Origin of the sequence: Gordonia sp. UBA7599 (genome assembly GCA_002477755.1) — a bacterium.
Taxonomy (GTDB): domain Bacteria; phylum Actinomycetota; class Actinomycetes; order Mycobacteriales; family Mycobacteriaceae; genus Gordonia.
The window spans coordinates 72,998-86,086 of record DLKD01000062.1 but is presented as its reverse complement, the minus strand read 5'-3'; the positions used below and the strand labels follow the sequence as shown (position 1 = coordinate 86,086).

13 protein-coding genes and 2 pseudogenes are annotated in these 13,089 nt (G+C 68.0%); 11 read left to right on the top strand and 4 right to left on the bottom strand.

Going from position 1 to position 13,089, the window contains the following annotated elements; genetic code table 11:
* Window positions 1-624 (top strand): annotated as a pseudogene (locus B4L26_RS08025) (DNA polymerase III subunit gamma/tau); the annotation flags it as partial.
* A gap of 60 nt (window positions 625-684) precedes the next feature.
* On the opposite strand, the pseudogene B4L26_RS08020 reads toward B4L26_RS08025, so the two are convergent.
* Both B4L26_RS08020 and B4L26_RS08015 read right to left on the bottom strand, forming a co-directional pair.
* Window positions 685-1,992 (bottom strand): annotated as a pseudogene (locus B4L26_RS08020) (class I SAM-dependent methyltransferase).
* The gene (locus B4L26_RS08015) at window positions 1,989-3,407 is read right to left on the bottom strand and encodes an FAD-binding oxidoreductase (protein WP_409563511.1); all 1,419 of its coding nucleotides are present in this window, start codon (window positions 3,405-3,407) and stop codon (window positions 1,989-1,991) included. The pseudogene B4L26_RS08020 and the gene B4L26_RS08015 overlap by 4 nt, the downstream one beginning before the upstream one ends.
* 109 nt (window positions 3,408-3,516) lie before the next feature.
* Here B4L26_RS08015 and B4L26_RS08010 point away from each other — a divergent pair, with 109 nt between their 5' ends.
* From B4L26_RS08010 to B4L26_RS07980, 7 genes are read left to right on the top strand one after another with little or no spacing between them, the layout of a single operon-like run.
* The gene (locus B4L26_RS08010) at window positions 3,517-3,954 is read left to right on the top strand and encodes an SRPBCC family protein (protein ID WP_290717789.1); all 438 of its coding nucleotides are present in this window, start codon (window positions 3,517-3,519) and stop codon (window positions 3,952-3,954) included.
* Between the two features lie 41 nt (window positions 3,955-3,995).
* Window positions 3,996-4,859, top strand: coding sequence for a pseudouridine synthase (locus tag B4L26_RS08005; RefSeq protein WP_290717787.1), 864 nt, complete (start codon window positions 3,996-3,998; stop codon window positions 4,857-4,859).
* 17 nt (window positions 4,860-4,876) lie between these two features.
* Window positions 4,877-5,521, top strand: coding sequence for a vitamin K epoxide reductase family protein (locus B4L26_RS08000; protein WP_290717785.1), 645 nt, complete (start codon window positions 4,877-4,879; stop codon window positions 5,519-5,521).
* Between the two features lie 6 nt (window positions 5,522-5,527).
* Entirely contained in the window at window positions 5,528-5,860 is a 333-nt protein-coding gene (locus tag B4L26_RS07995) for a hypothetical protein (RefSeq protein ID WP_290717783.1), read from the top strand.
* A 31-nt stretch (window positions 5,861-5,891) separates the two neighbouring features.
* A complete protein-coding gene (locus B4L26_RS07990) occupies window positions 5,892-6,254 on the top strand; it encodes a YbaB/EbfC family nucleoid-associated protein (protein WP_290717781.1) in 363 nt (120 codons plus the stop codon).
* Between the two features lie 9 nt (window positions 6,255-6,263).
* On the top strand, window positions 6,264-6,875 hold the full coding sequence (recR, locus tag B4L26_RS07985; RefSeq protein ID WP_290717779.1) for a recombination mediator RecR: 612 nt from the start codon (window positions 6,264-6,266) through the stop codon (window positions 6,873-6,875).
* A 7-nt stretch (window positions 6,876-6,882) separates the two neighbouring features.
* Entirely contained in the window at window positions 6,883-7,446 is a 564-nt protein-coding gene (locus B4L26_RS07980) for a uridine kinase family protein (RefSeq protein ID WP_290717776.1), read from the top strand.
* On the opposite strand, the gene B4L26_RS07975 is transcribed toward B4L26_RS07980, so the two are convergent.
* The gene (locus B4L26_RS07975) at window positions 7,410-8,123 is read right to left on the bottom strand and encodes a type 1 glutamine amidotransferase (protein WP_290717774.1); all 714 of its coding nucleotides are present in this window, start codon (window positions 8,121-8,123) and stop codon (window positions 7,410-7,412) included. The genes B4L26_RS07980 and B4L26_RS07975 overlap by 37 nt on opposite strands.
* Window positions 8,120-9,406, bottom strand: a complete 1,287-nt coding sequence (locus B4L26_RS07970) for a Mur ligase family protein (RefSeq protein ID WP_290717772.1) — start codon at window positions 9,404-9,406, stop codon at window positions 8,120-8,122. The genes B4L26_RS07975 and B4L26_RS07970 overlap by 4 nt, the downstream gene beginning before the upstream one ends.
* Window positions 9,407-9,544: 138 nt before the next feature.
* Between B4L26_RS07970 and B4L26_RS07965 the strand changes: the two genes are divergently transcribed.
* From B4L26_RS07965 to B4L26_RS07955, 3 genes are read left to right on the top strand one after another with little or no spacing between them, the layout of a single operon-like run.
* Window positions 9,545-10,576, top strand: coding sequence for a TIGR03617 family F420-dependent LLM class oxidoreductase (locus tag B4L26_RS07965; RefSeq protein ID WP_290717770.1), 1,032 nt, complete (start codon window positions 9,545-9,547; stop codon window positions 10,574-10,576).
* 18 nt (window positions 10,577-10,594) lie between these two features.
* Window positions 10,595-11,938 carry a hypothetical protein gene (locus B4L26_RS07960; RefSeq protein WP_290717768.1) on the top strand — a complete coding sequence of 448 codons (1,344 nt, stop codon included), beginning with the start codon at window positions 10,595-10,597 and terminating at the stop codon, window positions 11,936-11,938.
* Window positions 11,939-11,964: 26 nt separating this feature from the next.
* Complete coding sequence (locus B4L26_RS07955) at window positions 11,965-13,017, top strand: alpha/beta hydrolase (protein ID WP_290717767.1); 1,053 nt, start codon at window positions 11,965-11,967, stop codon at window positions 13,015-13,017.
* Window positions 13,018-13,089 lie beyond the last annotated feature (72 nt).

Below are 13,089 nucleotides of genomic sequence, written 5' to 3'. Positions count from 1 at the left end.
ACCGAGCCCGATCCGACGCCGAGCGAGCCCGAACCCGAGCCAGAGCTCGAACCCACACCAGGGGAAGCCCCCTCCGGCCTGACACTCGAAGAGGTGCAGCGCCGGTTCGGCGAGGTGCGCGCGGCCATGCGTGAACATTCGCCGGTCTTCGAGGCGATGCTCAGCGGCGCGTTCATCCACCAGGTCGCCGAAAGCCTGATCACCGTCGGGCACACGGCGGAGGCGCTGGCCGCCCGCCTGTCACAGGAAGAGCGGGCCCAAGCGCTACGTGCGTCGTTCGCAAAGGTCTTCGGCACCGAGATCGACGTGCGCACGATTCACGCGCAGCCCGGCACGGGTCCGGCCGAGGCGGGAACGGTGCCGACGGCGGCGCAGCAGCCGAAGCAGTCGTATCGGCGGCCCAGTCGCGGCGGCGCAGAAGACACCTCCGACGACGTCATTCCCGAACCCGAGGAGCCTTCTCCGGAGCCTAGGCCCGACGAGGAGATCTCCGACGCCGAGCGCGACGAGATGGTCGCCCAGGCCCACGACGACTCGCCGTCGTCGCAGGTCCGCGACCCCGAGGAAGTCGCCTTGGAGCTGCTTCAGTCAGAACTCGGCGCGCGCGTCCTCGACGAGTCGTAGCGGGCTCGCTCGGCGTCGCAACGGGCTCGCTCGGCGTCGGATCGGGCTCGGTCGGCGAAACTAGGGCGTCCACCAGGGGCGCAGCGGCAGGGTGGACTTCCCGCCAGGCCCGAGCTTGCTCGCCAACACATGGTGCAACTGGATGATGTTGCGGTCGAAGCCGATTCGGCAGCCCGCCATGTAGAGGCCCCACAGGCGTGCGGTGCCCTCGCCGACCTCGGCGACGGCCTCGTCCCAGTGCTCGACGAGGTTGGCGTTCCAATCCCGCAGCGTCATGGCGTAATGCTCGCGGATGTTCTCTTCGTGGAGGACCTCGAGCCCGCCGACGTCCTGAATCTTCGAGATGATCGTCCCCGCGCCCGTGAGCTCCCCGTCGGGGAACACGTAGCGGTCGATGAAGGCGCCCGCCTTGTTGGACCCGGTGTTGCCGGGGCGGGTGATGCTGTGGTTGAGCATCAAGCCGCCGTCGCGCAGCTTGTCGCGCATGAACGAGAAGTACGCCGGGTAGTTGCTGACCCCGATGTGTTCGGTGAGCCCGATCGATGACACCGCGTCGAAGCCCGACTCCGCCACGTCGCGGTAGTCGGAGTGGCGGACTTCCGCTAGATCACCTAGACCCTCGTCGACGATGGCCCGCTGCGCCCACTGGGCCTGCTCGGCCGAGAGCGTCGCACCGATCACCTTGACGCCGTGTCGTGCGGCGTAGCGGACCATCCCGCCCCAGCCGCAACCGATGTCGAGCAGCCGGTCCCCGGGCTGCAGGCGCAGCTTCTCGAAGATCAACCGGTACTTGTTCTCCTGCGCCACCTCGAGACTCGCGTCGGCGTCTGGGTACACGGCGCACGTGTAAGTCATCGACGGTCCCAAGACCCACTCGTAGAAGGTGTTGGACACGTCGTAGTGGTGGTGGATGACCTCGGCGTCACGAGTCTTGCTGTGCCGCAACCCCTCGGCGAAGCGGCGCCAGCGCGGCACGGCCTCCTGCGGCGGCGGGGCGATCGGCTTGAAGTGCTCCAGCCCGATCCCGCGGGCGATCTGCGCCATCTCCAGCGGCGACGGACGCGTGAAGCTGATGTTGTCCGAAAGGGCGCGCAGCGCTTCGTATGGATCGCCGGGCGGCACGCCGATGATGTCCAGATCGCCGGCGATGTAGGCGCGCGCCAGCCCGAGGTCGCCCGGTGCCGTGACCAGTTAGGTCGTACCCCGCGGGGTCTTCAGATCGACCTGGAACGGGGCGTTCTCCGGGCCCGTTGAGCTGCCGTCATACGCCGTCAGTCGCACTGATGGCGCGCCGCCGAGGAAGATCTCGAAGACCTTCGCCAACGGCATTCGGTCGGTCGCGGTAATCGCTTCCTTGAACGTGGTCATTGACTCTTCACCGCCTTGGAGTAGAGGTCCAACAGTCGGGACTGGGGATCGTATTTGGCTTTCAACTGCCCGTAGCGCTTCCCGCCGTACAGCTGCGCGAACTCCTCGGGCGGGTAGAACGATTCGGAATAGAGCGACTTGTGACCGTCGAGCTCGGCCACCCGCTTCTCGATCTGACGGTTGGCGTATCCGGGTTGGTCGGGGGTGACCGGGACCGCGGACCAGAAGCCGACGTTGACATAGGTGCGCCCGGGATCCAGCGGGTACAGCGGCCACGGCCGGTGCGGATCGGCGCCCGGCGGCAGGGGCTCGCGCAGCCGCAACGGACACAACCAGATCGGCTCGATCGGCACGTTCTCAAGGAACCAATCCACGAATTCGACGGTCCGATCGATCGGCACCTCGATGTCCTGGACGACGCGCTCGCTCGGAGGCAACCCCTTGCGGGCGCCCAGCCGGTCGCCGATGTTGTAGCGGTGGTCCAGCGCGATCAGTTTCCAGTAGAAGCTGCTGCGCAGCCATCGCCGCGGCCAGAACCGGCGGATCTTCGGGTTCTGCGTGCCGAAGGCTCGCGAGCACCAGAACCAGTCGGTGTCCCAGCGCCACAGGTAATCGTGGATCGTGAGGCGGTCGGTTTTGGGCGTCGCCGACGGATCGTGCTGGATGGACCGGTAGTAGATGTCGTTGCCCGTGTAGTCCGACAACGGGATCGACTCGTCGTCGGTCTGACGGCCCAGCACCAAGTACGACTCGTCGGCGGAGAACACCACACCGTCGAGGTAGTCGACGGGCATCCCGTCGTAGCTCTTCTTGTCGACGATGAGCGTCATCGTCGAGACCAGCGATTCCAGGTCGGTGAACCGCACGTGGCGCAGCTCGACGAAGGGCTTGACCGGCTCGAGTTCGATCTTCAACCGCACCGAATAGCCGAGCGTGCCGTAGGAGTTGGGGAAGCCGAAGAACAGATCGGCGTGCTCGTTGGTCGGAGTGGCGGTGATGATCTCACCGGCCCCGGTCAGCACGTCGATCTCCAAGACGGATTCGTGCGGCAGCCCGCTTCGGAACGACGTCGACTCGATGCCGAGCCCGGTCACCGCCCCGCCCAGCGTGATTGTCTTGAGCTGCGGAACGACCAGTGGCGCCAAGCCGTAGGGCAGTGTCGCCGCAACGAGGTCCTCGTAGGTGCACATGCCCGCGACCTCGGCGGTCCGTGCGTTCGGGTCCACCGAGACGACTCCGCCCAGGCCCGATACGTCCAATCCCGGGTGAGGGTTGGCGGCGCGGCGGCGGAAGAGGTTCGACGTCTTCTTCGCCAGGCGCACCGTTCCGTCGGGCGGTATCGCACGGTAGCTCTCGAGCAGCCGCGTCACACCCTGCTCGTAGACCGACGGACCCATCTCAACGTTTATCGACATCACCAACTAGCCTAGGTCGCAACGATGGCTGCCGCGACTGCGCTGCCACAATCACGAGCTGACGCCTCGAATGGACACGACGATCAGCCCCGACGAACAGGAGTGCCCGATGGCACAGGTGACCGCCAGCCAATCCGTGGAGATCAACGCCGCCCCCGACGCAGTGCTCGCCGCGCTGTCCGACTACTCGACGGTGCGCCCGGCAATCCTGCCGGAGAACTACCGCGACTACGGCGTGGTCTCCGGCGGAACGGGTGACGGCACCGTCGTCCACTGGATCCTGCAGGCAACGGAGAAGCGCCAGCGCGATGTGAAGGCCACAGTCGCCGTCGCCGGATCGACGATCACCGAGACCGACGCCAACTCGTCGATGGTCACCACCTACACCGTCGCCCCGAGCGGCAGCGGCTCGAAGGTGACCACCACGACCACGTGGCAGGGTGCCGGCGGTATCGGCGGCTTCTTCGAGAAGACCTTCGCCCCCAAGGGCCTCGGCCGCATCCAGCTCGCCCTGCTCGGAAATCTCAAGTCGCGGCTGGAGAACTGAGCCGCCGCCGTCGCCCCAGCCCGCTCCCGCCGCGCGCGGGGGTGGATGCGACGCGGGTCATCCTGCGTCACGACGAGTCCACGACAGTCCTGGACGCGCTTCTCGCCTCGTCGTCGGGCGCCGAAGTCGGAGCCGAAGCCCTCGTGGCGCGTGCCGATGCCGGGGAAGTCGTCGACATCGACGGCCGACCGGTCGCCCTCGACGCTCCTTCGCGGCGCAACGTGGCAGTGTTCTTCTACCGGGACCTGCCGGTGGAGACCCCGATCCCGTTCGACCTCGAGATCCTCTACGACGACGAGAACCTCGTCGTCGTCGACAAGCCGCACTTCCTCGCGACGATGCCCCGCGGGCGCCACGTCACCCAGACCGCACTTGTGCGCTTGCGGCGTGAGCTGGGCAACGATGCCCTCGCACCCGTCCACCGGCTCGACCGGCTGACCGCTGGAGTCCTCGTCTTCACCCGACGACCAGCCGTGCGCGCCGCCTACCAGGAACTCTTCGCCGCGCGCCGGGTGTACAAGGAATACCGCGCACATAGCGACGCAACGGCAGACGAGGACCTGCGTGACGGGATTCGCGTGGCCAACCGGATCGAGAAGCGCGCCGGTGATCTGCGCGCCCACGTCGTCGACGGCCCGGTCAACGCCATCAGCACCATCACCCGCACCGACGACGGCTTCCGCCTCGTCCCCGAGACCGGTCGCACCCACCAGCTACGGATGCACATGGCCGGGTTGGGGGCACCCATCGTCGACGATCCGCTGTACCCGGACGTGCGTCCGGAACTGGCCGAACTGCCCGATCACGGCGATTTCTCTCGGCCACTGCAGCTGGTGGCGTCAGCCCTGCGGTTCACCGACCCAATCACGGGCGCCGACCGCAGCTTCGAGTCCCGACGACGGTGAGCGGTACCCTCGTCAACGTGACTGAGACCGTAAGCGAGTCAGCCGATGAGGTCGGCGGCGACATCGTGACGCAGCCGGACCGGGGCGAATTCTGGACTCGCGCCGCCGCATGGCTGATGGTGATCGGCGGTGCGATCGGACTAGGTTCGTCGGCGTGGCTGACGATCGAGAAGCTGCGGCTGGCCGAGAACCCAACCTACGTGCCGTCGTGCAGCCTCAACCCGGTGATGGCCTGCAGTCCGGTGATGAAGTCGTGGCAGGCGAGCCTGTTCGGCTTCCCCAACCCGCTGATCGGAATCGCGGCGTTCGCCGTGGTCGTGACCCTCGGCGTCGTCGTCCTCTCGGGGTCGAACTTGGCCCGGTGGGTGTGGGGCGGGCTGCAGATCGGGATTCTGCTGGGCCTGATCTTCGTGCTGTGGCTGATGTACTCGAGCCTCTACGACATCGGGAAGCTTTGCATCTACTGCATGGTCGTCTGGGCGGTGACGATCGCGATGTTCGGCGCGATCACGGTCCGCAACCTGATGGCGACGACGTCGTCACCGGGACGCATACTCAGCGCGGCCGCCACCTATCTCCCGCTGGTCGTCTTCGTCGCCTACATGCTCGTCGCCGGCGCGATTCTCGACCGGTTCTGGGACTACTGGTCGACGCTCTTCTAAAGCGCGATGACGATCCACGGCTCCTATGAGCGCCACCCCGACCTCGGCTGCGAGGCCATCGTCTTTCTCGACGACGAGACGGGCGCCTGCTTCCAGGTTCAGCGCGACCTGGTCGGTGGCGACTCGGTCGCCCGGGACGGCTACAGCGTGAGCACCGGCGCAAGTGCGCCGATCTACAACGCGGTCAAACAATGGCGCCGCGTCGACGACCGATTCGAGTTCGAGATGGTGCCCCGCGCGGGTCGGCTATTCGGCGGGGATGTCCTGTCGTTCGAGGTCGCGCCCGTCGACACGACCCTCGACGAACTCGCCGTCCACCTCGACCGGCTCCTGCGATGAAAACGTCGGACCGACGACTACCCTGGACCTCGTGACTGATACACCAGACCTCGGTGCCCTCTTCGGCGGCGGTGACCCGGATGCGCTCTCGGGTTTGCTGGCCCAGGCGCAGCAGATGCAAGAGCAGTTGATGCGGGCCCAGCAGGAGATCGCGGCAACTGAACTCACCGGCCAGGCCGGCAACGGGCTGGTCACCGTGACGGGCCTCGGTTCCGGCGGTGTCACCGGCGTGACGATCGACCCCAAGGTCGTCGATCCGTCGGACGTCGACACTCTGCAGGATCTCATCGTCGGAGCCCTGGCTGAGCTCGACGACAAGCGCGACGCGCTGGCGACGCAGAAGATGGGCCCGCTTTCGGACGGGCTGGGCGGCGGGCTGCCCGGTCTCGGTTAGTCGGCTCCCATGTACGAGGGGCCGATCCAGGACTTGATCGACGAGCTGGCCAAGCAGCCCGGTCTCGGGCCGAAGGGTGCCCAGCGCATCGCGTTCAGTCTGTTGGCGGGCGAGAAGGCCGACATCGACCGCCTCATCGCCGCGCTCGCGCGGGTCCGTGACGACGTGACCTTCTGCTCCGAGTGCGGCAACGTCTCGGCCAACCCGCGCTGTCGGATCTGCTCCGACGCGCGGCGCGACGCGACGAAGATCTGCGTCGTCGAGGAGCCCAAAGACGTCAACGCGATCGAGCGGACCAAGGAGTTCGCGGGCCGCTACCACGTGCTGGGCGGTGCGCTGGACCCGCTGTCGGGGATCGGCCCGGACCAGCTGCGCATCCGCGAGCTGCTGCGGCGCCTGGGCAACCAGGCCGACGGCATCGACGTCACCGAGGTGATCGTCGCGACCGACCCCAACACCGAGGGTGAGGCCACCGCCACCTACCTGCTGCGGATGCTCAAGGACTTCCCCGGGCTAGAGGTCACGCGTTTGGCCTCCGGGCTACCGATGGGCGGGGATCTCGAGTTCGCCGACGAGCTGACCCTGGGCCGAGCGCTGTCGGGTCGCCGCGCCCTGGCCTGAGCCGGGTATGCCCGACGCGGAGGACGTGCTGGCCGAGATCGCGTCGACGGTCCGGGCGGGCATCATCGCCGTCGACGGTCGTTCCGGGGCCGGGAAGTCGACGTTCGCCGCCCGCCTCGTTGAGAAGTTGGGGGACCGCGCGCTGCTGGTCAGTACCGACGAGTTCGCCACCTGGGACGACCCGGTCGCGTGGTGGCCGGAGTTCGTCGATGGCGTGTTGACACCGTTCCTGGCCGGTGACGACCTGCGCTACCGCCGTCGCGTGTGGCACGGCGACGACGCGGAGCCGGGGCCGGAGGTCGTCCGTGCGTGGCGGCCGATCCTCGTCGTCGAAGGGGTGTCGTCGGCACGTCGGTCGATGGTCCCGCACGTAGCGCGGGCGCTGTGGATCGATGCCGGCTCCGCGCAGGAGCGGCTAGAGGCCGCGGTCGCCCGCGAGGGCGAGCACGCGCGTGGACTTCTGCAGGCGTGGCAGCGCTTCGAGGACGGCTGGTTCGCCGTGGACCAGACGCGGAACCGGTGCGAGGTGGTCGGTCAGCGCGCGGCGGCGAGCCGTTCTTTGCGGAGCTGATCGACCTCCGGGAGGTTCAGCGGGGCGAGCTTGGTGCCGGTCGCCTGTTCCAGGAGGTAGTCGGCCAGTTCGGGATTGCGGGCCAGCAGCGGGCCGTGCATGTAGGTCCCGATGACACTGCCCTGGACGATGCCCTCGACCCGATCGGCCGTGCCGTTACCGACGCCGTGGCGGACCTTGGCGAGCGGCTGGGCATCGGTGCCGAGGGTGGTGATGCCGCGGTGGTTCTCGAATCCTGACAGCGGTTGGGTCAGGCCGGCCAGGAGTGGTTCGGTGACCAGCTCGCCGATCGAGCGCGCTGGCCCCGGGGAGGTGGTCAGGTCGAACAGGCCGATGCCATCGACCTTCTCGCCAGCCGCGGTCTCATACCAGTGGCCGAGCACCTGGATGGCCGCGCAGATCGCCAGTACCGGACGCCCTGCCGCTGCGGCGCGCTGCATGCCCGGGTGCTCGGTGAGGTGACGGGTGGCCAGGCGCTGGGCGAAGTCCTCGGCGCCGCCGAGGGTGTAGACGTCCATCGAGTCGGGCACATCGTCGTCGAGGGTGATCTCGACGATCTCGGCCTCCATCCCGCGCATGCGGGCGCGTTGGCGCAGGACCAGTGCATTCCCGCCGTCGCCGTAGGTGCCCATGACATCGGGCAGCACCAGGCCGATCCGGACTGTCGACTCGCTCATCGGGCATCTCCCGTCGTCTGGGCGACGGCTTGCGCGTGGGCCCGTTCCAAGGCCGTGCCCAAGTCGCGGAAGGCGGTGTAGTTGGCCAGGATTTCGATGCGGCCCGGTGGGCACTGGGCGATCGCGGTCATCGGGTCGGGAACGGTGGTGTGCTCGGCTCCGGCGTACAGCAGGCGCACACCGAGGTCGGCGGCGCGTTCACCGGAGGCGATGACCTTCATGGTCTCGAAGGCCTCGAACCGGACGTCCCACAACCAGGACAGGTCCTCGCCGTCGGGGACCTGGCCGTTGACGGCGATCACCAGGCTGTCGGCGTCCTGGTCGATCATCGACAGCGCCTCTTGCCAGCCGGCCGGGTTCTTGGCCAGCAGTGTGCGGATGGTGTGGTTGCCCAGGCGGTAGGAGCCGTAGCGGCCGGCGATCTCACCGACGGTCCCGACCTCTTTCGCGGCCAGTGCCGGATCGGCGCCCATGGCGACGGCCGCGGCGATGGCCTGGGTGGCGTTGCCGCGGTTGGCACGCCCGGGGACGGCGGGGTCGAGGGGGGCGCTGAAGCCGTTGGGGCCGTAGACGCATGCGTCGTCGAACCACCAGTCCGGCGTCGGCCGGGCGAAGTTCTCGTCGCCGGTGGAGCGCCACTGTCCGTCGCCCGAGCGGACGATGGGCTCGCCTGTGCGGGGGCAGCTCACCGAGTCGCCGACCCAGCTCGCCCCGGCCGCGACCCACACGACGTTGGGGGCGTCAAAGGCGGCGGACGCGACGAGCACATCGTCGCAATTGGCGACGACGGTGAGTTGCGGATGACGGGCGATGCCCTCGCGCAGCCGCCGTTCGATGATGTTGATCTCGCCGACGCGGTCGAGTTGGTCGCGCGAGAGGTTCAGCAGGACCAGGACCTCGGGATTGAGCGCATCGGAGACGTGCGGTACGTGCAACTCGTCGACTTCGAGTGCCGCCAATGGCTTGCCGCGCGTCAACGAGAGGGTCGCGATGATGCCGGCGTCCATGTTGGCGCCGTCGGCCTGCGTGGCGACCGGTCCAACATCCGACAGTGCTGCGGCGAGCATCCTCGTCGTCGTCGATTTGCCGTTCGTGCCGGTGACCAACGCGGTCCGGCGGCCCGCGCCAAGGCGGGCCATGATCGAGGGGTCGACCTTCATGGCGACCAGACCGCCGATCATCGACCCTTTGCCGCGCCCGGCCGCGCGAGACGCCCAGCGGGCAGACGCCGCTGCCGCGAGTGCGAGGCGGGTGCGGGCGGGGAGCCGCGACGCTTCTGACATGGGATCGAGTTTCCCACACCGCGACGCTGCAGCAAGTGCGCGCCTCCGGCGCTGTGGCCAAGTGCGCCTCCGGCGCTACGACAAGTGGGCGGTGCGACGGCGTGTAAGCATTACGGGAAGGGAGTCCCAGGAGGAACGGTGAAGGTTCAGCTATTGATCGACGGCGCACCGTCGAAGGTCACCTCGAGCATCGCGCAAGCGGTGGCTGTCGGCGCGGATGGTGTGTTCACCTTCGAAGGGCAGCACGACGTCTTCCTCCCACTGCAGACCGCGGCAGTTGGGAGTGACCTCGAACTCATGACCAACGTCGCGATCGCCTTGCCGCGCTCGCCGCTGCATCTGGCCCACGCGGCTCACGATCTGCAGACCTACAGTCAGGGACGGTTCCGGTTGGGTCTGGGGTCGCAGGTGCGCGTCCACATCGAGAAGCGGTACGGGTCGCGCTGGGACAAACCGGCCAAGCAGATGGCGGAATGGATCCAGGCCACGAAAGCGATTCTCGACTCGTGGCAGTCGGGGGCGCCGTTGGACTTCCGCGGCGAGTACACCCAGCACCGAATCATGTCGCCGAACTTCAACCCGGGTCCCAACGAATTCGGCGTCCCGCCGGTGTTGCTCGGGGCGCTCGGGCCGATCATGACTCGGACCGCAGGCCAATACGCCGACGGCCTATTGGTCATGCCGTTCTGCAGCCGTCGCCACTTCGCGGAGAACACGGTTCCCGCCTTGAAGGAGGGCTTTGACCGTGCCGGACGCAGCGGCGACAACTTCTCGATCATCGCCCAGGCCATGGTCGCGGTCGGAGAGACTGACGAACGGATCGCCGCCGCGCGCAATGCGGTGGCCCGGTTGGTCTCGTTCTATGGCTCGACGCCGGCCTATCTGCCCGTCCTGGAGATCGAGGGATGGGCTGACGTCCACCCCGAGCTCAACGCCCTGTCCAAGCGCGGCGACTTCGCGGCGATGCGCGACTTGATCACCGACGAGATGGTCGACCGGATCGCGGTCGTCGGTACCCCGTCGCAGGTCGCGGCCGAGATCGGCGCGCGGTTCGGCGCCCACTCCGACGAGGTGTGCTGCTACTTCCCCGGGTACGACCCTGGGCCCGCGCTGACGAGGCAGTTGGTGGACTGCCTGCATGAAGTGCCCGACGTCGGCCACCACGGTTGAGAGGTGTACGAATTGGACATGTCCCAGTACGAGAAGGTTCGGTTCATCGGCTATGCGGTCCCCACGACGCCCGCCGACATCGTCGCGGTCGGTGACCCCAACGGCACCGGGAACGTCGCCGGAACCTATCGCGCCCACGACGACATTCACGCCGACATCGCAACCCGCGGGGCCGCGCTGAAGAACGCCGTCGATACCGCGCGCGCTGCGCTACCCGACGAGGAGACCGGCGTTCTCAACGTGTTTCTGGCTCCCGAGTTCTACTGGCACGGACCGCTGGGCCCGTACGTGCACGCACCCGGTGAACCGGACCCGGGTGATCTGATCCTGGAACACCTGGGAAAGCTGTTCCCGACCGATGAGTACCCCGGATTCCTGCTCGTACTCGGCACCGCGATCTCGGCGGAGGTGGCCGACCTCGGCTCCCTGATGTCGGCGCCCGAGGTGGCCGTTCGCAACACCATCGTGCGCGCGCTCGGTGAGGGCTGGCGTGAGTCCGACGGCCCGCTCGCACTGGTGATCTTCGATTCGCTGATCAACTTCATCAAGAACTGTCACGCCTACCCGGCGGTCGAGGTGCGCAACCGGGCGTTCGTGCTGGGCCCGGGAGACCTCGACGGGATCGATACCGAGTTCGGGGTCCGGGAGCTCACCACCGAGAAATACTTCGACTCCAACGAGGACCTGCTGCTCTGGGACGTCACCGGGAAGGCCGTGATCACCGAGCAGATGGCCGCGTACCCGATCCTGGACACCTCCGGCGGCGACTTCAAGAAGAAGCCCGACGACCCCCACGCGCTCTTTCGGATGCGCGACGAGGGCGGGAGTGCCGGCCCGGTGGTCGGCGTGGAGATCTGCCTGGATCATTCCGACCACCGGATGCGCAAGGCCGTCGCTCGGAGTCCGTGGCCGCAGCGCCACGACGGGCTCGACCTGCACCTCGTCCCGTCGTGCGGGATGCAGCTACACCCGCAGTCGGTCGCCGCCCACGCCGGCGGCTGGGCGTTCAACTGCGACGGTCAGTACGCGCTGGGGTCGGCTGATCAGTCGGGCTCGCCGCAAACCGGAACTGTCGGATCGGTGCCGTGCGCCTACGCCGACTACGTCGGCGCTGCCGACCCCGGGTACGGCGCCCATACCCAACTCGCCTGGATCGCCACCGGCCCGCGCGGCGCCAATCCGCCGCTGTCGGGTTCGGCCGACGCGGAGTTCCATCCGGCTCTCGACGTCGACGTTGTCGTGCTCCCGGTGACACCGGGATCGGGCTTCGACGAGTGCTTCGCCGGCGGTCCGGGCGCCGTGCACATCTACGGCGCGGCCAAGCCGCTGCCGCTACGCAACCCCGCGAGCACCGTCGTGTAGTGCCGGGCTGGGTAGGCTGTGCCCCCATGAGAACCGGAGCGACCCTGCCAGTCGGCGTGCGCATGCAGCGCACCATCATCAAAGGAGTGGGCAGACTCCCCGCGGTCGTGCGACGCCAAGCGTCGGTCGCTTCGCCGATCAACACTTCCGGCGACCGGCTGGACCCCTACCTCGGGCTCATCTGCCAGGCTGCCGAGAAGATTCCCGCCTTCAACATGCACGACCACAACGTGGTCGTCGCGCGCAAGCGCCTCGAAGCGTCGGCGAAGATGATGGTGCCCGACTTCGCGCCGTTCACCGTCGAGGAAGACCTCGTCTTCGACGGCCCTGCCGGTCCGTTGCGGGCCACGCGGTACCGAGCCGGGCGGTCCTCGCTCGGGCTGGTCGTCTTCTACCACGGCGGTGGCTGGACTCTCGGCAGTCGCGCCAGCCACGTCGGGATGGCCAAGGCGCTGGCCGCCGACGCCGGCGTCGACGTGCTGTCCGTCGAATACCGCCTCGCTCCGGAGCACCCGTTCCCGGCCGCGTACGACGACGCGATGGCGGCCTGGCGCTACGCGGTCTCGCGCGCCGCGGACTGGGGGCTGGACCCGCACAAGATCGGCGTCGCCGGTGACAGTGCCGGTGGGAACCTTGCTGCTGTCGTCGCCCAGCAGACCAGGGGAGACGACGTCGTTCCGGCACACCAGCTGCTGATCTATCCGGCGGTCGACCTCGCCGTCGACTTACCGTCGAAGGACGAGTTTGCCAGCGGTCGCTTCCTGACCCGGGAACACATGGACTGGTTCGTCGACAATTACATCCCCGACCCCGCCGACCGTGGAGACCTGCGGGCGTCGCCGCTACGCGCCGAGGACTTCTCCGACCTCCCACCCGCCCACGTCGTGCTCGCCGGGTTCGACCCGTTGCGCGACGAGGGAATCGCCTACGCGGAAGCGCTGCGCGACGCCGGTGTTCCGGTCACCGTCGACCGGGTCGGCCCGATGTGCCACGGCTTCCTCAGCATGACCATGCTCTCGCCGGAGGCGCGCGATTCCGCGGTCCGGGCCGCCGCGGCGGTCGCTGACGCCCTGCGCTGATTCTTCTTGTCGGCGAAGACGGCCAAAACGACCTCATCGTCCACCATCGCGGACTTAGGGTTTCCTCGGGGG